This is a genomic window from Bifidobacterium sp. WK041_4_12, assembly GCF_041080795.1.
GTDB lineage: Bacteria > Actinomycetota > Actinomycetes > Actinomycetales > Bifidobacteriaceae > Bombiscardovia > Bombiscardovia aquikefiricola.
On sequence record NZ_CP129674.1, the window covers coordinates 138,826 to 158,669 of the forward strand.

The window sequence follows — 19,844 nt, forward strand, 5'->3', positions numbered from 1 at the left end:
ATATCTTGTGTCGAAAAAAATACCATCACTATATATAGTGGTTTCGATACAACGATAAAGACGAAAGCGTGAAACGGTGAATGATAGGTTTGTGGTAGAACTTGCAGATGACGCCATAGCAAAAGTCGTCAAGGATGTGCAACCTCACTGGGGGCCGCTCGGCTGGGTGACCTACAAGCGCACATATGCGCGTTACGTCGATTCCCAGCAGCGTACCGAGAATTGGGATGAGACAGTCAAGAGAGTCGTCGAAGGCAATATCAACCTTGACCCTCGCCTGCGTGCGTTACGTGGCAAGAAGAACAGAAGCTCTGAAGATATCGCACTCATAGCAAGTCTGCAGGAGGAGGCAATGCGCCTCTTTTCCCTCATCTACGGCTTGGGGGCCACTCCCTCTGGACGCAATCTTTGGGTAAGCGGCACTACGTATCAGAGTGAACATGGGGATGCCCTCAATAATTGTTCGTTTTACGCACCAAGAGTTAACCTACACAGCTATCACCATAGGCAATCGAATCAACCGTGGTTGTTGATCCATGCTCTAGGAGAATGGTCGAACTGATCCAGATCGGCGGGCGTGGGCGGCAGCCCACGATTCATCTCCCCCGCCCGTGCCGGTACTTCGAGATCTCAGGCGGAGATTGATCTGTCGTGAGCCGCTTGGCCTCCGCCTTGAGTTCCTAACGTAGGTAACTGGCGGTCTTCTTTAATTTGGACTTGTCACTGCCTTTGGTCTGGTAGCCGTAGCGTTGGCGCTGCCGCTCGTATTCGCTGTCGCTCAATGCCTGGTATACGTTCGGTGTTGTGGAATCATCATGACCACCGGGCTTGAAGCCGATGGAGGGTAGGAGCCGGCGATCCTGCTCGGGTGGGAGCGGTTGCACGATCTTGTCGAACATGGCTTCCAGCTTGCTATGGTCCACGTTCTCGTGGGCGATGAACGAGGCAATGTCGTTCTCTCGCTTGGATACCTGCGACCAGTCCAGGCCCCAACCGGCGTCACGGGCTATCAGCGTCCAGAAGACGCGCTGCGTGCGACCATTGCCCTCGCGGAACGGGTGCAGGGTGTTGAAGTTGTCGAAGTTGACGGCCAGACGCTCGATGAACCGGCCGCGATCCAAGCCTTGCAGCATATGATCGTTGCGCAGCGTCGTCTCGGCGTACTGCACGCCCGTGTCGAAGAGTTGCAAGGGTTGGAAGACGCTGCCTCCGCCCTTGCTCATGTCGATGGTGCGGATCCGTCCCGTCCACTCATACACATCCTGGAAGAGATAATGGTGGATCCACTGCAACTGGCTAACCGTACCCTCGGCCCTGAGAGGCATCCTGGGGAAGATGGCCGACACCTATGGCGAGAGAACAGTTGCGGTGGCGGGGTTCATACTTCAGACAGCAGGGTACGGGTGGATTGTCTTCGCTTCACCCCCAGGCACGCCATACGCAACATTAGCGTTAGCGCTGTCAGTGTGCAGCGCAGACATATCGATGACGGACCTGCGCTGCAGAAAGCCATGCTCGGTTCCGTTGCAAGGGAATACATTACTAACGCCTCAGGCGTATTCAACGTATCAAGACAGCTGGGAGGCGCTGTAGGCACAGCAATATCCGTCATGATGTTCTACCATTTCAGCACCACACTGTCATACCCCGCGTTCGCCCAAGGATTCACCGCAGTCATGACCGTCTCGGCATTGATATGCCTCGGGGCATGCTTCATGACATTGCTGACGAACAGCGCACACCAATAGGCGAATGCCCCCAACCTGGATCGAGCGCGCCAAAACGTCTCCACCGCGAGAAATGCCTCTTTCTCGTCCCGCAGATGCAGGACACCCGATTCCCCCAACAATCCCACGTCGAACAAAACTACAAGTCAAACGCGTCTCATGGTCCCAGACTCAGCGTCTGCCCAAAGAACAGTCCTTTCATTATCCGCGTTAATCAAAGTGAAGACCGTGTCAGGCACATTGACTGCAGAGGTGGGGGTTGTTTGCCTGTTTAACTGAGATTTCGCATGCACTGTTCCGCCGGCTGAAGGTATGCAAGGCAGCGTACTTTCTCTGACAGGACAAATTTTAGAGTATACTCGTTTTAGAGTATGCTCTATAACTATAGGTAGATTCAGCTAGCGCATCATCAAAGAGGTAGGAAGCATGACCACAGGAATGCAAGAGAGGATGAAGATTAGCCGCCGTGAACGTAACACCACTGCTACGCGTGCGAAAATTTTCGACGTTGCACATGAATTGTTTTCTGAAAAAGGGTATGACGCGGTAACTGTCCAACATATTGCTGACACGGCTGATATTGGTATCGGAACGCTGTTCTATCATGCATCTTCGAAAACTGAGTTGTTTCTCATGGTGTATAACTCTTCGCTGGAACAAGCAATACAAGCTGGCCGAAAAGCCCAGAATGATCTTCCGGCGGATGCTAGTCTTTGCGATCGTATTCTTGCTCTCTCGCTTCCCATTGCCGATGCGATGAACAGTCCTGAAGCTGGAAACTTTGCCAGATATCACAAGGAGTTGCTGTTCGGTGATTCCAACGATCGTTATAGGCGTGCCGGCATTGATTTGGTCAGAGGCTTTGAAAGCGAGGTTGCAGGTGTGTTAGGCGGCGCGCTGCATATTGATGCGCACAGTTTGCTGACACGACTGACCGCCCGTGCAATCTTCGCTGCATTGCATTTCGATATTGCCTTACCTGAGACGGATTTGAACCCGGCCACCAGATTCGCGGGTGCTGGTTCGATGAGTCTTCGCATGCAGATTCAGATTATCGTCGAAGGTTTTGAAAGTATCGGCGCACGCCACGCCACACCCAACCGTGGTGAGTTGAATCTGGGGACGCAAGCAGCTCACACCAGTGACGACAACGACTCTTGGTTGGCCGTCATCCCGGCTCACGATGTTTCCTGATAGTTCTATCGCAACAATTCACAGATATGTCATTAGCTTCGAAAGGAAATACTATGCATTACTCAAGTGGTAATTATGAAGCGTTCGTTCACCCACGCAAACCAGCTCGATCTGATTCAGTGTCAGCATATATTGTCGGGAGCGGACTAGCTGGCCTTTCGGCCGCCGTGTTCCTCATCCGAGACGGGCAGGTTGCTGGGGAGCGCATCCATATATTGGAGGAACTGCCGTTGGCAGGAGGTTCACTTGATGGCATTCAGCGACCTGATATAGGGTTCATCACCAGAGGCGGTCGCGAAATGGAAAACCATTTTGAATGCCTGTGGGACATGTACCGGTCCATCCCATCCTTGGAAGTTCCGGGAGCCTCATATCTCGATGAATACTACTGGCTTGACAAAGATGACCCGAATTCTTCAAACTGCCGACTCATACACGAGCGAGGTGACCGCGAGCCTAGTGACGGCGATTTCACACTCACAGATGATGCGCAGAAGGAAATCGTCAAACTGATACTGATGCCGGAGAGTGAAACCGGCGATAAGACCATCGAAGACTTCTTCTCTGAGGAATTCTTTGCCAGTAATTTCTGGTACTACTGGGCGACCATGTTTGCATTTGAAAAGTGGCATTCGCTTGCCGAGATGCGTCGCTATCTTATGCGGTTCATTCATCATATTGATGGGCTTCCCGATTTCACCGCGCTCAAATTCAACCGCTACAACCAGTATGATTCCATGGTCAAGCCTCTCCTCGCATACCTTGAAGAACACCATGTTGACATTCGCTATGGCACCACTGTTCGCAATATTGAAGTCGAATCGCATGGGGACAGCATCGTTGCGAAGAAACTGATCCTCACTGTCAGCGGCGAGGATCAGGAACAGCCATTGAGTGAGGATGACCTGGTATTCGTCACCAACGGTTCCATCACCGAATCGACGACCTATGGAGACCACCACACTCCTGCGCCCGTCACCAAGGAGCCAGGAGGCAGCTGGACCCTTTGGAAGAACCTCGCTAAACAGTCACCTGAGTTCGGGCATCCTGAAGTGTTCTATAAAGGTTTGCCTCAACGAAGCTGGTTCATTTCTGCAACAGCGACCATAGAAAACACTGAAGTCGATCCATATATCGAGCGTCTGACCAAGAGACCTCTGCATGACAACAAAATCAATACCGGCGGTATCATCACCGTCACCGATTCCAACTGGCTGCTGAGTTTCGCCGTGCATCGTCAACCTCACTTCAAAGAACAACGACCGAACGAAACCACTGTGTGGATTTATGGCCTGTATTCCGATACCGAAGGCAACTACGTGCACAAGAAAATTACCGAATGCACTGGTGAAGAAATTACTCAGGAGTGGCTCTATCACCTTGGTGTTCCCGAGGCGCTGATCCCGAAGCTTGCAAAACAGGATTCCATCAACACCAACCCTGCATACATGCCGTTCATCACGAGCTATTTCATGCCACGCAAGGCAGGCGACAGGCCTGCGGTAATACCACAAGGATCAAAGAACCTTGCCTTCATCGGCAACTTCGCCGAATCACCCACCAGAGACACGGTATTCACCACCGAATATTCAGTGCGCACGGCAATGGAAGCGGTTTACTCTTTCCTCGATGTGGAGCGCGCTGTGCCTGAAGTATTCGGATCCACATATGACATCAGAGAATTGTTGAAAGCTGCGTACTATCTGCGCGATAGAAAGAGCCTTCTCGAAGCTCCTCTGCCAACTAAATTACCAATACCTGCTCTTGTGAAAAACAAAGCATTACACAAAATCCAAGGCACCTGGATAGAAGAACTCCTCAAAGAGTCCCACCTCCTGTAAAACGGATTGAATTCAAAATCGATTCGTAACCAGGATCCTCTACAACAGGACTACGGAAAACGCATCTTCTCTCGGCCAAGTCAAAAATACGCATAGCCAAGAGAAGATGCATTCTTGATGCCATCATTACCTTGTCATGTGGCAATGCCCACAGTTTCTCCGTGAAACACCTCCGCAGATGATCACAAGGCCATACCACAGTCATACGAATCCATACGCTTTCTTTCCAAGCTGAAACGCCCCACCGCCAGCCAGCATACGAGGCAGTCGAATCAACCGTGATTGTTGATCCATGCTCTAGGAGAATGGTCGAACTGATCCAGATCGGCGGGCGTGGGCGGCAGCCCACGATTCATCTCCCCCGCCCGTGCCGGTACTTCGAGATCTCAGGCGGAGATTGATCTGTCGTGAGCCGCTTGGCCTCCGCCTTGAGTTCCTAACGTAGGTAACTGGCGGTCTTCTTTAATTTGGACTTGTCACTGCCTTTGGTCTGGTAGCCGTAGCGTTGGCGCTGCCGCTCGTATTCGCTGTCGCTCAATGCCTGGTATACGTTCGGTGTTGTGGAATCATCATGACCACCGGGCTTGAAGCCGATGGAGGGTAGGAGCCGGCGATCCTGCTCGGGTGGGAGCGGTTGCACGATCTTGTCGAACATGGCTTCCAGCTTGCTATGGTCCACGTTCTCGTGGGCGATGAACGAGGCAATGTCGTTCTCTCGCTTGGATACCTGCGACCAGTCCAGGCCCCAACCGGCGTCACGGGCTATCAGCGTCCAGAAGACGCGCTGCGTGCGACCATTGCCCTCGCGGAAGGGATGCAGGGTGTTGAAGTTGTCGAAGTTGACGGCCAGACGCTCGATGAACCGGCCGCGATCCAAGCCTTGCAGCATATGATCATCGCGCAGCGTCGTCTCGGCGTATCGCACGCCCGTGGTGAACAGTTGCAAGGGTTGGAAGACGCTGCCACCGCCCTTGCTCATGTCGATGGTGCGGATCCGTCCCGCCCACTCGTACACATCCTGGAACAGGAAATGATGGATCCACTGCAACTGCTTGACCGTCCCCTCGGCAGTGAGTGGTGTCTTTTGCAATTGCAGGAATCGGAACGTGACCCAATCATTCTCAGCGGCATTCAACGCCTGCCCGCTATGGGCGTTGACCAGGTTGCGCAGCACACCGGTGCCAGGAATCAGATACGGGTCAACGTCGCTCATAGGCTGCTATGCATGGCATATCGTTGGTTCAACCGGTCGAGCAAACCCTGCAAGTCAATGGATCCATCCACATACTCTTGCGCGTCTCGATGGAAGGCGTCGGTGACGCGCCCGCCTTCAAGCTCGGCGGAATGCATGCCGTCACGCAACGCTAATGCTCGTCGTGTCCTCTCATCCATTGAACCCTCCCTTACTCGTACCTTCCATTATCCCACAATCAGCGGTGTTTCACCTTGCCGCGCACTGGGTCAGGAGATTCACGGTCTGCGTCTTCTCCGCACTGCTCATGGTGAGCCGATACTTGTGCTTGATGTAGGCTCTTTTGGCCATGTAGTCGCAATGCCAGGCCGTGTTGTCGGGCAGCCATACCGGGCTGCTTGACACATCCCAGTCCACGCCGGCGGCCTGCAACACGTCTGGATCGTTGTAATAGGAGACCCGCTCCCCCGCCCTGGACGACCGCCACAGGCCCGACGCCCAGGCATCCTGCACGGCCACGACATGATCGATCTGCACCAGCATGCTCGTCTTCTCACCCTTCACGAAATACATGCTCTCACTCGTATAGGGATCCTGGAGGTCGCCGGACTGCATCTTGCAATACCGGTTCATGACCACGTTCGTCATATCCCTTTTCAACACGTAATCCCTGGTCGTGCCATACCCGCACAGACTGCTGCTTCTCTGCCAGTCACCGAACTGGCTGTCACGGCTGTACCCCGGCAAGATGAGGCGTGGCCACACTCTCCTGCCGCGCATACCGCAAAGCCGTCGCATAGGACACGGGAGCCTTGAACGCCGAGGCGAAGGAACCAGACGCAGACGGCGACGAGGCAGAGGATGACGTGGCGTTGGCCTGAGCGGAACCGGAGTCGGCGGTGATATTCCTGCCATACCCCTGCCAGGCCGCGAACACGGCCATAACAACCAGCGTCGCCAGCCAGGGCACTGATCCTCGCGCCGGCCGGCGCGGATAGTAGCGTCTACTCATCGGACTTACCATCCTTATGCAGTCGATCCCAGTTGAGCACGTCATAGCCCAGGCTCGTCTCACTGCTGAACACCACAAGCTTCAGCTTGCGCTTGTTCCCCTTGGCCTTCGCCGGGCTGCCCCCGGCCATGACGAACGAACCCTTGCACAACGGATCCACGGGTGCGGCAGCGAGGTTCTTGATGTATTCCTTCGTCTTACCCCTGGCTTCCAACTCCACATACTCGGTGGCCGCGCCCGTATGGTTCACCGCCACCGTCAGCCACACCACCTCGTCATACATCCCATCAGCAGCAGGAAACCGCTGCACGCGAGGATCCGTCGCCAGATTGCCCGCCACATACACAAAGTCACCAGACATGAAAGCCATGGTCGCCTCACCTAACAGATTTATCGCTTTATGTCTTTATTCTAGCAATATTAGTGTTTTTATGTAATTCTGTTTCTCTGTCTTTATTGCATTGTTGCTTAGTTCTTTATCTCTGTGTCTATCCATTCCTCAATGATTTTCGTCATGGGTTTGCCTGTTCTTACCGATTCCATCTTCAGCTTCCGATGCTTGCTCACCGGAAGGTACAGACTGATCTGCTGCGTCTTCTCCTTCGTCTCGCCGGTCTTGTCAATGAGCACGTCGGTGAGCTTCTTCGTTGCCTTCTTATTCAGATCTATTGCCATGATTCTTGCTTTCTGTCTTTATTGCTAATGTCTTTCTGCATTTATGTTTTTGTTGCTTATTGGCGGAAGGCGGCCATTACCTCGTCCACGGCTTCCTTGTACCCACTGTCTGCCGGGATGGCATTGGTGCCGATGGCTCGCTTGATGCTTTCTCTTGCCTTGATGTAGGAATCCAGGCGAGATAGCCCGGCTTCCTTGATGCGTTTCTCGCATTGACGCCACTCGACCGTGCGATCATCCACGCGCGTGACCAGCACCGTCATGGGCTTATCGACCGCCTCTGCCGTTTCCAGTGCTCGGGTCACGTCCAGTTTGCTTGGCTGTGTGGTGATGATGACAAGATCAGCCGCCGAGATTGCCGCTTGAATGATCTCGGCTTGCAACGGGGGGGGTGTCGATAAGCACCCAGTCGGCGTCTGATACGGGTGGTTCATCTACTTCCTTCATGTTTGCGCTGTGCACGAGAAAGGGGAGAGGCGTCCCGTTTTTCTGTGCCATCTTTTTCCAGTCCGTAGCCCCTCCGGAAGGGTCGGTGTCCCTAACTTCCACCTTTTCCCCTCTTGCAGTCAGGATACCGGCGAACATGAGGGCGCTTGTGGTCTTCGCCGCGCCGCCCTTGGTGTTGGCGAAGGTGATGAAGTGTGCCATGACTATGCCTTTCTGTCTTTATTGCTTATGTCTTTATTGTAGCACTAATTATTGCTTGCAATAAAACGGTTATTATTGTTGGCAGCTATTTCAAATAATCCCTTACTCACCGCGTTGAATGCTATCCGAAACCAATCGAATCAACTTTGTTGTTGATTCGTGCGGCAGTGCCGAGGGCATGGTCGAGCTGATTCAGCTCGGCGGGGTAGAGGGGCGGCAGTCCCTCATGCAAACATCAGAACAACCTTTGCAAACATGATTTCGTGTGCTCTATATGTTTTATGGCCTTTCGCTGTTTGGTGTGGGTGGGGCTGGTTATATGGTGACGGTGGCTAGGTCGAGCTTGCCGCAGGTCAGGTAGATCATCGTGGAGAAGTAGTCCATGTTGCGCAAGCCGCGGGCTCGGGTTTTGATGTGTTGGATGATGCTGTTCAATCCCTCGAGGATCGCGTTGGTGCACCGGTGGTCGAAATACGTGAGGATGTCCTGCCAGTGACGACGGATCCGGCGGGCGAGGGTTTTCATGGGTTCCAGACGGGAGTGCATCATCCACGAGCACAATGTCTGGAACCCGGCTTTGAAGTGGACTGGTTTTTGTTCACGCTGTTTTGTTGGTTTTTGGGGCGATTGATATCGCCTGGCGTTGATGATACAGGGTTTCGACTTCGCATGGTGTCCGGTAGCCGAGGCTTTCATGGAGACGTTGGCTGTTCCACCAGGAGACCCATGGGAACGTGGCCTGTTCCAACGCGTGCACGGATTCGAATGGCTTGGATCGGCGGATCAGTTCGCCCTTGTACGCGCCGTTGACGGTTTCGGCCAGCGCGTTGTCGTAGGAGTCGCCCACGCTGCCGGTGGATGCGAGGATGCCTGCTTGTGTCAGGTGCGTGCCGTACAGGGCACTGATGTATTGGGTGCCATGATCACTGTGGTGGATCAGGCCCGTGGTCCGCCCGTGCCGGGCTGTCCAGCTGATGGACCGGTCCAACGCGACCAGGGGCAGCGTCGTCCTGGTGTGCTGGCTCGCGGCGACGGCCCAGCCCACGATCCTTCTGGCGTACGCGTCGGTGACGAACGCCACATACGCGAACGAGCCGGACGCGAGTCGTGACGATGGTGATGTCGGCCACGTGCAAGCGTCCAGGAGCCTCGGTGGTGAACTGCCTGTTCACCAGGTCCGGCCTGTCCCCGGTGCTTCTGGCGGGTCGCGTGGTGATCGGGTTCCGTCCCCGACGCACCCCCTGGATCGTGAGGGAGCGCATGACGTGCAGCACCTGGTCACGCCCGATCCCACGCCATCCCCGGCGGATCAGCTGACGATGGACTTTCCGATACCCGTACACCGCCATGAACCGGTGCGCGTGGATCACCATGATGTCACGGGCCGGCGTCTCGTGACGAGCACGCATCCTGCTGGCGGCACGGGCTTTGACCTGCCGGTATGCTCTGGCGGTGAGAAACCCGCCAGCCAGCGCAGCCCGCGGGACCGTGCGGATCGGCCCGACCCCGAACCGGTGGCGATGAGTGTCGATGTACTCGACCATCAACGTCGTGTCGGGTCGAGCCGTGAGGCGAACAAAGCCGACGCGCTCGACAGGATCTCGTTCGCCCGACGCAGCTGCGCATTCTCCCGACGCAGCCGCCTGAGCTCGCCGGACTCCTCGGGACCCGCCGTGCCTGCCGTATCAGCCTTGGCCTGCCAGCGGCGCAATGATTCCGCAGCCACACCCAGATCCTTCGCCACGCCCTGCAACGCCTTCGTCTCCGACGCGTGATTCTCCCGGGACTCGGCCAGCAGCCTGACGGCCCGGTCCCTGAACTCCTTGGCATATCCCGTACTCAACATCCCATCATTCCTTATCTGGGGGAAATCAGGAACAAAACCCAGTCCATATCATTACGTTGATCGGCGCCGTCTTCACACTAACCTACATGCCTGCTGCCAGCATGTATCCACTCATGACCATGAAATACTTTCAGGGAACCGTTAGTCAGGCTGGCTTAATTGAAGCCATTTATTCAACTGGCATGCTAATCGGCGGCACTATCATTGGCCTCTTTGGTAAGTGGCAGGACCGGATGAAGCCCGTAATCATCGCGTTTTTCCTGGTTGGCATTCCAACCGGTATTAGCGGCATTTTGCCAGGTAACCAAACCGGATTTTTATGGTTCGCAGCTTTAAACATCATTGAAGGAATTGCGACCCCATTTTTTACAACGCTTTTAATGGCAATGATTCAACAAAGTTATCCAGCAGAAGAGTTAGGGCGGATTCTAGGCGTTTTGAATTCTTTGTTGAATCTAGCTGGACCAATTGGCTTAATTTTTGCCGGTCCCCTAGCTGATGTGATTGGCATTGAACGCCTATTTGTGATTGCAGGAATCGGTGCTGCCATTTGCGGGGTGGTCGCGGTGTTAATGCCAATTACCAGGCAATATGACATTAGGCTGCATCAAAAATTGGCGAAATTAACTGAGCAACCAGATAAGTAATTAACATGATGATCATAAAGAGGAGAAAGACCAGACTACCAGCTGATCTTTCTCCTCTTTTTGTCATCACTTAATTACACGTTTTTAATCTTTTCACCGGTCAATCCCATCGCATTAATTGCCACGATAATTGTCGACATCGCCATGACCGCAGCACCAACGGCTGGGTCTAGAATGATTCCAATAAATGACAACACACCGGCAGCGAGTGGAATTGCGAAAATATTGTAGCCTGCTCCCCACCAGAGATTTTGAACCATTTTCCGATTTGTGATTTTAGCCAAATCAAGAAAATGTAAAATATCGCTGGGTTCTGATTTAACCAACACAACATCAGCGGAATCAATGGCAACATCGGTTCCGGCGCCAATTGCAATTCCAATATCGGCCGCGGCAAGACTTGGTGCGTCATTTACGCCGTCACCAACCATGATGACGTGATTGCCCTTTGCTTGATAATCAGCAATAACCTTTTGCTTATCATCTGGTAATAGGCCTGCATGGAATTCAGTCAATCCTAGTAAGTTAGCAACGTGTTCCGCGGCTTTTGGATTATCGCCAGTGAGCATTACGGGGGTAATTCCTCGCCTCTGAAGACCACTAATTAATTCCTTAGCACCCGCTTTGATGGTGTCGCCTTCAGCAACCATTCCTTGGACTTGGGTGCCCTGCAATAAGAAGCTGACGGAATTACCCTTAGCAGCCCATTTATCAGCAGCGGCCTCGTCGAACCTGATCCCTTGCTTCGTTAAATAGTTACCATTAACAATCGTATAGTCAGTGCCATCAACATTACCGGAAATACCAACGCCCGGAATATTTTGAGACTTTTCAGCCGCAACGACTTCAATGTCCTTCGCTTGGGCTTCAGTAATGATTGCTTGGGCCAGCGGATGAGTCGAATTATTTTCAAGGGCGGCCAGTCGGCTTAATAACGTTGTTTCGTCAATCCCATCATTTGGAATCAATGCATTCACCGTAAATTTACCTTCTGTTAACGTGCCAGTTTTATCCAAGAGAACGTGGCTAACATGTTGACTTGCTTCAATGGCTTGGCGATTTCGAACTAATAGCCCATTTTGAGCGCCAATCGTAGTAGAACGAGAAACCACTAATGGAATCGCTAATCCTAATGCATGCGGGCAAGCAATCACGAAGACGGTCACCATGATCGTCATTGCAGTCGCCAATCCCTGGGGTAACCAGGCAAAGAAAGCAATAATCCCAACACCAAGTGCCGCGTAAAATAGATACTTGGCAACTAAATCAGCTTTATCTTCTGCTTTAGATTTAGCTTGCTGGGCATTTTGAACCATTTTCATTACTTGAGAAAGATAGCCGGAGTCACCAGTACCACTAATTTTAACCGTTAGCGTCCCGTTATTGTTGGTTGCACCACCAATGACCTTATCGCCAACGTTCTTGGTAACGGCAGCAGATTCACCGGTTACCAGTGCTTCATTCACGGTCGACTCCCCAGCCGTAATAACACCATCGGCTGGAATACTCTCACCTGAACGCACTTGGAAAGCTTGACCAACTTTTAAATCAGATACTGGCACTTCTTTTGTTTCACCATTATCTGTAACTAGATGGGCCGTCTTAGGCAACAGGGCCGCCATCTTTTGTAAGGCATCCCCAGCCCCCATCAATGCATTCATTTCAATCCAGTGTCCTAGAAGCATAATTAAAATCAGGGTTGCAAGTTCGAACGAAAAATTCATTACATGATTTTCCGGGTTCAAGAAGTTGTTGGCAATAAATGCGTACAAACTGTAGAAATACGAGACGGAAATTCCAAGGGTTACTAGCGTCATCATTTCAGGAGATTTATCCTGAATTTCCGCTTTAGCCCCCTTTAAAAATGGCATTCCGCCATAAAAGTAAAGTGCTGTATCAAACAAAACGATGATAATGCCAACAATTAGCGGTGAACTGAAACTAAGGATGGAAACGTTTAAACCCATGATTGGTGCTAACAGTAAAACTGGAATCGCTAAGACAACGGAGACCCAAAATTTAACTTTCAAATTCCCCATATGCATCATTGAGCCACCGTGCATCATCATGTCGGTCCCAGCCATATCCATATCACCGTGATTCATCCCACTCATATTCATAGTTTCATGATTCATGTTCATTTGGCTGTGATCCATGTTCATTTGATTATGATCCGTTTCGGTCATATCGTGATCCATTTTCATGTCATCATGATCCATATGACTCATATTTGATTCATTATTTTCCATATTCTTAGCACTCATGTTTTTCATGTTCATATGGTCCTCTTTATTTGCCATGATTATCGACCCCCTAAAAATAAGTGTGCGTAGCAAAGCGGTTAGAAGCCGGAATATAAGTTCCTTGTGTGGAAATCCCCGGGCTCGGGATTTTTCCACCAGGTTCTTATATTTAGGCTTCTGCTTTGCGGAGCACCATGCCACTATATGAATGAGAATTACGACAAAAATTCATAAATTTCCGCCATCAGAAATCCCAGATTCTGGATTTTTGTGCAGCAATCCTAAAAGTAGACAGAACACCACAGTCTTAACACGTTTGATCACCTGGCAAGCAGTTACACTGAACTTCCTCGGGCGCTGTTTTGGCCTTTTCAGCTAGAATCGCCTGTAAGTTCGCAATATCCGCCCGTGAGAGTTCCCTTGACTGAATAACGCCGGCAATTGTTGAACCAGCCCGCATCGCACACATATGGTCAAACAAATCATCTGCCGCTGCCGCCATTGATTCCTTCTCGCCAACAACCGGCTTATACGTGAATGGTCGACTGCCGCCATGCTGCGCAACCGCCTGTTTTTGAATCAACCTGTGAAGTAGCGTTTTGGTTGTTGAAGCTGACCAGCCTTCTAATTCGTTCATAGCATCGATTAGTTCACGACTAGTCGCATGTCCCATTGTCCAAATTGCTCTCACAACCATCCATTCAGAATCGGTGATGGTTACATTCTTTGCATCCTTCAATTGGCTTCCTCCATTAATTGAATTCTAAGTTTACGTTTGTAGTCTCCTAACACTTATTAGTTTACAACCGTAGTCACAATAATGCGACCTTTCTGCCAGAAAATAGGCCTTTCGCTGTTTGGTGTGGGTGGGGCTGGTTATATGGTGACGGTGGCTAGGTCGAGCTTGCCGCGGGTCAGGTAGATCATCGTGGAGAAGTAGTCCATGTTGCGCAAGCCGCGGGCTCGGGTTTTGATGTGTTGGATGATGCCGTTCAATCCCTCGAGGATCGCGTTGGTGCACCGGTGGTCGAAATACGTGAGGATGTCCTGCCAGTGACGACGGATCCGGCGGGCGAGGGTTTTCATGGGTTCCAGACGGGAGTGCATCATCCACGAGCACAATGTCTGGAACCCGGCTTCGGCCTGCATCCGGCTCGTGCCGGTGGCGTGGATGTCCTGGAGGGTCTCGCGCATCCGGCGGGCGCGTCCGGTCTTGACCCGTTGTTTCTGCAGGTTATGCTTGGTCTCCAGCTGGAGCCCGGTCAGGCCCTCCTCGTTGCGCAGCCACAGGTATTTCGTGCGCCTGAGCGGGGGGTTGCGCCCGGCCTGCGTCTTGCGGACCTTGTCGACGGCCTCGTTGGCGTGCTTGATCACATGGAACTTGTCGATCACCTTGGCGGCGTTGGGCAGGTGTTCGCGGATGCCCTTGGCGAACCCCAGGCTCATGTCGCAGGTGACCAGTGTCACCCGGTTCGGGTCACCGTTGTGGTCCATGAAATCCAACGCGAACCGTTTGACGGTGTTCGCGTCCTTGCCGGGCACCACGCAGATCACGTTGCGCTCCGCCAGATCGGCGACCACGGTGATGTACCGGTGGCCTTTGCGGCCGGTCTCGTCGATGCCGATCGCCTCCACGCCCGTGTAATCCCCGTACAGGCGGGCCTGGTCCACATAATGTCTGATGAACCGCCACAATCTCGTGTCATGTTCGCCGACCTGCTCGGCTATGTCCGCGACCGGCTGGCTTTTCGCCAGCTCCACGACCATCGCCTCGAACAACAGCGTGAACCCGCTGCCTGGACGGGCCCACGGCACCGGCACCGCACGCACGCCGTGCTCGGGGCATGATACGCGCGGCACGCCCGCGTGGATGAACGCCTTGTACCGGAAGAAGTTCAAGTGCCGCCACACCCGGTTCCTGACATCATGCATCGGGCACGCCTCCCGCCCGCACTCCGCATGCGGGCAAGAAAAACGCGAGCCGGGCTCGAATCCGATCATGATGTGCAATTCGCGTCTGCCGCCCTCCCCGTCACGCAACTCCACACCCGAAACCCTCCAGGAATCAGGCAACTGCAAGGCGGCGGCGAACAACAACGTGGTATCCATACCCCCAAACTACCCGCCAGCCACCTCCACCCGACCAGCCCACCCACACCAAACAGCGAAAAGCCTATTTAAGAATTCGGTTAGACAAACGGGAGCTGTCAACATTTTCCTGATATCTCGCACTCTGTTGTAGCTGATTGAGTCATTCATAAACTCGGCAATATGGGTATTCGTCATATCTGTTTCAGTTATCAATCTATCGATTTCTTCTGAAGCGACTACGCTGCAATTTGACCGTTCGTATTTTCGCGTTGGCGCGCACTGCATCAAATCATGACATATATCACTTGCTGTATTCTTATATCAAGCGACATTCCCCATGCTGTCATAAAGTAACAAGTGTTATATTTCTGGTCGTGAAGAGTCTAAGAGAGGAATCCCCTCGCACACTTGTCACTTCGGTAGCTAGGAGCTCAGCGCACTACTTGGAGAGTCTTTTGTGAGATGAATGCGGTGCGCAGTGACCATAGGATGCTGGCTGCATCGATGCCTTCCTGGATAAGCGCTCCAAGGACAACGGAAATAAGCCCGAATGCTGCAAGAACCATACACGCTGTTGCAACAACCAGTCCTCCTACAACCGCCTGTAACATGATCTTACGCGTCATGCGGGCAATCTCAACAGCCGAAGGCACTCCGCCAATGTCATCGTTCATGATGACCACCTGGGAGGATTGCGATGCCGCCGTGGATGACCCGTCAGTCATGGCGATGCCTACATTCGCAGCAGCAAGTACGGGTGCATCGTTGACACCGTCACCAACCATCATCGTTATCTCGGCATGATGTTTTACATCAGTTTCCGATTGTTCGGCACGGTTTGCATGAACCGCAGCGAATTTATCCTCCGGTAGCAGGGACGCACGCACATCCTGGATGCCAACCTCCTTGGCCACGATCTGTGCCGAATCCATATGGTCGCCTGTAAGCATCGTTATCTTGTGGATGCCCAGCACGCGCAATCTCTCGATGGATGCTCGGGCAGCCGGTCTCGGTACATCACGCAGAATAATCCTCGCGGCAGGCGTGCCATCGATGGAAACATATGCAGCCATCTCATTCAATGCAGCTTTGCCCCACTTGTTCCATTGACTCCGGCTCTGTTGGCTCCATTCATCTGATTTGCCTGGCAGCGACAAGCCATTTCCCACAACGAATTCAGCTCTGCCAACGCAAACGGTTTTCCCGTCTACAACCCCCTGTACACCTTGGCCTGGCAGCTCACGAATATCCGTTGCAAGCAATGTCTCCTTCCCTGTTCGTTCGGCAGCCGAAACAATGCCTTTGGCCAGAATATGCACCGAATTGCTTTCCAACGCCCCTGCAGCACAAAGTATCCATGTCGAATCTGTATGCTCAAACCCCTCGGCCAGTTCAACCCTTGTCACCTGGGGTTGTTTGCTTGTAAGGGTTCCAGTTTTATCAAAGAAGATGTGGGTCACCTTCCCAAGCACTTCCAGGATTTCCTGCCGTTTGATAATGATGGAGGACCGGGCCAAACGTCCGGTTCCTCCCATATATGCAACGGGTGCCGCGATAAGCAATGGGCATGGTGTCGCCAGCACAAGCACTTGTGGGAATCTGACCGGATTGCCGGTCAAAGCCCATGCCGCGCCTGCCAGGATCAGTGACAGAATCGTGAATGGAATCGCAAGCGTGTCGGCTGTTCGAACTATTGGCGCGCGCGACTCCCTTGCCGTTTTCACGAGGTCAAGGATGCGTTGGTACTGCGATTCGTTTGGAGGAGTCGCAACGCGCATGGCAAGCGCCATCTCTCCGTTGATGGATCCCGAAAGCACGTGCCCAGCCTTTCCGACATGCACAGGCATCGATTCCCCGTTGATTGCGGACATGTCAAGGGTGGCCCGATCGCTGAGAAGCTCACCATCGGAAGGAACTGTTTCACCAGGTCGGACGATGAGGACATCGCCCACCTTCACCTGGTCTATCTGTCGCACTTGCCAGGGAGAAGACAGCAGATCATTCCCTGTTCTCGTGACAACGTTTGCCGTTGCGGGTGCTGCATCGACCAAGGCAGTTAGGCTTTCCTGTGCGCGTCGCTGCGCATATATCTCGATCATCTCACCGGTACGAATCATCAGGCATACTAGCCAAGCAGCCCAGTATTCTCCCACCATTGCCGTTGATGCGATAGAGAGCAACGCAAGAAGATCGACTCCAACTCTGCCCTTTCTGAAAGCAACGATCATCTCGTGAATCGTATCGATCGCTGTATAGACGACTAGAGCCACAATCAGCCACACCGCTCCCTGATGCCAAGGTGTGCCCGGATTCCACAACCCCGCACTGCACACACCGACGAATGCAGTTACCGCCATAGCCGGGTAACGGGCAATCAATCCACCTGCATGGGGGAGAAGGTCTGTCAAAGTCATATGGTCATGTTCTGCAAGTGTCGGTGCATCTCGTCGATTGTTGTTCATTACGCATGCCTTCAGTAATTCATTAATTGTATTGCGAGTGTTCACTACCGGATGGGTTGTTCTATACTGAATTGTTAATTGTGTGGTTATGCGATCGCAACAAACAATGTGGTGTGTTTGTTCGATATCGGACACTTCTGCGTAGTTGTATGGGATGAAAGCACGGTTGCAGGAAATGCGGTCGTGCAAACTGGGGAACTCCCTATGCAGGGAGCATAAAGGTGGGAAGCATGTCAAGAACCGTACTTGATCCGGACAGGCGTCGGCAACGGACACAGCAGGCGATCTTCGATGCCTTCGCCGGACTGTTCGCAGTGGAAAACTACTCTGATATCACCGTGCAGCAGATCATCCGCGAAGCGAACATAGGCCGCAGCACCTTCTATGACCATTACCAGTCAAAGGAGGATCTGCTTGACGACCTGTGCGTCGACATGTTTCACCATGTCGCTTCGCCACGACCTAGTACCTTGCAGGATCATGGATTTGAGCAGCGTCCCGGCGAACTGATGCCCGCACTCACACACCTGCTTTTTCATCTTCGTGAAGACAACGCCAGACTTCGCGGATTGCTTACAGGCACCAGTTCGGGACTGTTTCTCAAGAAGATCAAACCCTACCTGCATGCTCTGGTGAAAGACGAACTTCGAGCCGACCAGCACTGCTATCTATGTGATGAGGTTCCCGAGGACTTTCTCATCAACCACATCGTAGGATGCTTCACCACTGCTGTGGATTGGTGGGCTTCCCATGATTTCAAGGAATCACCCATCACATTGAATTCATATCTTTGCACGCTTCTGCCAGCGGAAATCACTGCAGGCGAACATACCAGCATCCACAAGAAATGAGGAATATTGAGTGAAAAACATACCTATAGGAACCGCCGACATGGCCGCGTCACGTATTGCTCTTGGCGTGATGCGCATGGACGTACTGAATAAATACGATGCCGCGAACGTTCTGAACACCGTGCTGAAGCGCGGCGTGAATTTCTTCGATACGGCCGACATCTATGGATTCGGCGCGGGTCACGCCCATGCGAGTTCTGAGGTGTTCGGAACTGCACTGAAAGACACCGGCGTGGAGCGATCAGATGTCTTCATTCAAACGAAATTTGGCATACTGATCGATTATTCCAATGGCAGTGCCCGCCGCTACGACTCGTCCGTCAAGAATCTAACGGAATCGCTGGATGGAGAACTCGTCGCATTGGGAACCGACTATGTCGACAGCGTGCTCATGCACCGCCCAGATCCACTCGTTGACGCAGATGAGTTCGCCAATGTCATTGATACACTGATCAGCTCCGGCAAAGTGCGTCATGTCGGCGTGAGCAACATGGACCCCTGGCAGATCGAGTATCTGCAGTCTTCCTTGAAGACCCATATTCAAGTAGACCAGTTGCAGTTTGGGCTGATGCACACGCCAATCATTGATGCCGGGATACACGTGAACATGTCTGACGACGATGCAATCAGCCGCGAGGGTGGCATCCTGCCATATTCACGACTACGCAACATCACCATTCAGGCGTGGAGTCCCTTCCAATCCGACACCCAGTACGGCGCGTTCATTGGAAATCCGCATTTCCCGGAACTGAACAATGAGCTTGACCGACAGGCACAGAAACACAACACCACACTGAATGCAATCGCTACGGCATGGGTACTGTATCACCCTGCAAACATACAGATCATCCTCGGATCGATGAATCCGCAACGGCTGTCACAGATGATCGACGGTGATACCGTTCAGCTCGAACGTCAGGACTGGTGGGATCTGTACAAGGCAGCAGGTCATCGGGTGCCTTGAAATCCGCTCGCTCCGGTGAACCGTACCCCATTGTTGAATTGGAATATTCAATTCAATGAATGGAGTGCGATTTTCATGCCTGTGAATCGTGTAAGAAAAGAAGATTATGACTTTAAGTTGACAGCTTTTAGCTTGATCGTCAAGGTATAGGGGAGACGTTCGACTGCTTAAGAGCTTGAGATTTCCGAGGATGTAGCGTGACAGTTGATTTTGACGTATCGCACCCATGGCATGGAAGAACTGGCGATGAGCGGAAAATGATCGCATGGATCGAAGACGAAGCTTTCGGCCTGTCGCTATCAAGTTGGCCGCGGGAGGACCCTGTCCTAGTGGTCGTGAAATATGGTCTTTCGAACGGAAGCCTGCTAGTGAGATGGTGCAGTGAATACCGCAGTGCAGGTGGCCATTTCGCCGATCTTCTAGAAAGGAGGAATAGTTCCTCCACTGATTC

20 protein-coding genes and 2 pseudogenes are annotated in these 19,844 nt (G+C 52.6%); 7 read left to right on the plus strand and 15 right to left on the minus strand.

From position 1 onward, the window contains the following. Window positions 1-76: 76 nt before the first annotated feature. On the plus strand, window positions 77-562 hold the full coding sequence (locus QN215_RS00605; protein ID WP_162174647.1) for a hypothetical protein: 486 nt from the start codon (window positions 77-79) through the stop codon (window positions 560-562). A gap of 118 nt (window positions 563-680) precedes the next feature. Here the strand turns inward: QN215_RS00605 and QN215_RS00610 are convergent, their stop codons facing one another. Further along, entirely contained in the window at window positions 681-1,325 is a 645-nt protein-coding gene (locus QN215_RS00610; protein WP_369344236.1) for a Fic/DOC family protein, read from the minus strand. A gap of 141 nt (window positions 1,326-1,466) precedes the next feature. On the opposite strand from QN215_RS00610, the gene QN215_RS00615 reads away from it, so the two are divergent. The 3 genes from QN215_RS00615 to QN215_RS00625 all read left to right on the plus strand — a co-directional run bounded on the left by QN215_RS00615 (window position 1,467) and on the right by QN215_RS00625 (window position 4,762). Continuing rightward, complete coding sequence (locus QN215_RS00615; RefSeq protein WP_369344237.1) at window positions 1,467-1,748, plus strand: hypothetical protein; 282 nt, start codon at window positions 1,467-1,469, stop codon at window positions 1,746-1,748. A gap of 405 nt (window positions 1,749-2,153) precedes the next feature. Next, window positions 2,154-2,921: a TetR/AcrR family transcriptional regulator gene (locus QN215_RS00620; protein ID WP_051917739.1), complete on the plus strand. Its 768-nt coding sequence runs from the start codon at window positions 2,154-2,156 to the stop codon at window positions 2,919-2,921. A gap of 53 nt (window positions 2,922-2,974) precedes the next feature. Beyond that, entirely contained in the window at window positions 2,975-4,762 is a 1,788-nt protein-coding gene (locus QN215_RS00625) for an oleate hydratase (RefSeq protein ID WP_033512380.1), read from the plus strand. A 436-nt stretch (window positions 4,763-5,198) separates the two neighbouring features. On the opposite strand, the gene QN215_RS00630 is transcribed toward QN215_RS00625, so the two are convergent. From QN215_RS00630 to QN215_RS00675, 10 genes and pseudogenes are all read right to left on the minus strand, one after another. Beyond that, window positions 5,199-5,975 carry a Fic/DOC family protein gene (locus tag QN215_RS00630; protein WP_369344238.1) on the minus strand — a complete coding sequence of 259 codons (777 nt, stop codon included), beginning with the start codon at window positions 5,973-5,975 and terminating at the stop codon, window positions 5,199-5,201. Then, window positions 5,972-6,154, minus strand: coding sequence for a hypothetical protein (locus QN215_RS00635; protein ID WP_156958336.1), 183 nt, complete (start codon window positions 6,152-6,154; stop codon window positions 5,972-5,974). Before QN215_RS00635 ends, QN215_RS00630 begins: the two co-directional genes overlap by 4 nt. Window positions 6,155-6,203: 49 nt before the next feature. Next, the gene (locus QN215_RS00640; protein ID WP_156958337.1) at window positions 6,204-6,734 is read right to left on the minus strand and encodes a hypothetical protein; all 531 of its coding nucleotides are present in this window, start codon (window positions 6,732-6,734) and stop codon (window positions 6,204-6,206) included. Further along, the gene (locus QN215_RS00645) at window positions 6,682-6,966 is read right to left on the minus strand and encodes a hypothetical protein (protein WP_301452273.1); all 285 of its coding nucleotides are present in this window, start codon (window positions 6,964-6,966) and stop codon (window positions 6,682-6,684) included. Before QN215_RS00645 ends, QN215_RS00640 begins: the two co-directional genes overlap by 53 nt. Beyond that, window positions 6,959-7,327, minus strand: a complete 369-nt coding sequence (locus QN215_RS00650; RefSeq protein ID WP_156958338.1) for a hypothetical protein — start codon at window positions 7,325-7,327, stop codon at window positions 6,959-6,961. The genes QN215_RS00645 and QN215_RS00650 overlap by 8 nt, the downstream gene beginning before the upstream one ends. Before the next feature lie 107 nt (window positions 7,328-7,434). After that, window positions 7,435-7,641: a hypothetical protein gene (locus QN215_RS00655; RefSeq protein WP_369344239.1), complete on the minus strand. Its 207-nt coding sequence runs from the start codon at window positions 7,639-7,641 to the stop codon at window positions 7,435-7,437. 56 nt (window positions 7,642-7,697) lie between these two features. After that, complete coding sequence (locus QN215_RS00660) at window positions 7,698-8,024, minus strand: hypothetical protein (RefSeq protein WP_301452271.1); 327 nt, start codon at window positions 8,022-8,024, stop codon at window positions 7,698-7,700. Continuing rightward, entirely contained in the window at window positions 7,984-8,289 is a 306-nt protein-coding gene (locus tag QN215_RS00665; protein WP_273172187.1) for a ParA family protein, read from the minus strand. Before QN215_RS00665 ends, QN215_RS00660 begins: the two co-directional genes overlap by 41 nt. Window positions 8,290-8,604: 315 nt before the next feature. Continuing rightward, window positions 8,605-8,850, minus strand: a pseudogene (locus QN215_RS10070) (transposase); the annotation flags it as partial. Beyond that, window positions 8,835-10,135: pseudogene (locus QN215_RS00675) on the minus strand (IS3 family transposase). The pseudogenes QN215_RS10070 and QN215_RS00675, both read right to left, overlap by 16 nt. A 56-nt stretch (window positions 10,136-10,191) precedes the next feature. Here QN215_RS00675 and QN215_RS00680 point away from each other — a divergent pair. Next, entirely contained in the window at window positions 10,192-10,782 is a 591-nt protein-coding gene (locus QN215_RS00680) for an MFS transporter (protein WP_274518453.1), read from the plus strand. A 74-nt stretch (window positions 10,783-10,856) separates the two neighbouring features. Here QN215_RS00680 and QN215_RS00685 read toward each other — a convergent pair whose 3' ends face one another. The 4 genes from QN215_RS00685 to QN215_RS00700 all read right to left on the minus strand — a co-directional run bounded on the left by QN215_RS00685 (window position 10,857) and on the right by QN215_RS00700 (window position 17,530). After that, window positions 10,857-13,082 carry a heavy metal translocating P-type ATPase gene (locus QN215_RS00685; RefSeq protein WP_033495534.1) on the minus strand — a complete coding sequence of 742 codons (2,226 nt, stop codon included), beginning with the start codon at window positions 13,080-13,082 and terminating at the stop codon, window positions 10,857-10,859. A gap of 250 nt (window positions 13,083-13,332) precedes the next feature. Then, complete coding sequence (locus tag QN215_RS00690) at window positions 13,333-13,764, minus strand: CopY/TcrY family copper transport repressor (protein WP_033495530.1); 432 nt, start codon at window positions 13,762-13,764, stop codon at window positions 13,333-13,335. A gap of 137 nt (window positions 13,765-13,901) precedes the next feature. Continuing rightward, window positions 13,902-15,134: an ISL3 family transposase gene (locus tag QN215_RS00695; RefSeq protein WP_369344241.1), complete on the minus strand. Its 1,233-nt coding sequence runs from the start codon at window positions 15,132-15,134 to the stop codon at window positions 13,902-13,904. Between the two features lie 413 nt (window positions 15,135-15,547). Continuing rightward, on the minus strand, window positions 15,548-17,530 hold the full coding sequence (locus QN215_RS00700) for a heavy metal translocating P-type ATPase (RefSeq protein WP_369344242.1): 1,983 nt from the start codon (window positions 17,528-17,530) through the stop codon (window positions 15,548-15,550). A gap of 278 nt (window positions 17,531-17,808) precedes the next feature. On the opposite strand from QN215_RS00700, the gene QN215_RS00705 reads away from it, so the two are divergent. Together QN215_RS00705 and QN215_RS00710 are read left to right on the plus strand one after the other, a co-directional pair. Further along, window positions 17,809-18,429, plus strand: coding sequence for a TetR/AcrR family transcriptional regulator (locus tag QN215_RS00705; protein WP_369344047.1), 621 nt, complete (start codon window positions 17,809-17,811; stop codon window positions 18,427-18,429). A gap of 10 nt (window positions 18,430-18,439) precedes the next feature. Then, complete coding sequence (locus QN215_RS00710; protein WP_033498220.1) at window positions 18,440-19,393, plus strand: aldo/keto reductase family oxidoreductase; 954 nt, start codon at window positions 18,440-18,442, stop codon at window positions 19,391-19,393. Window positions 19,394-19,844: the final 451 nt, after the last annotated feature.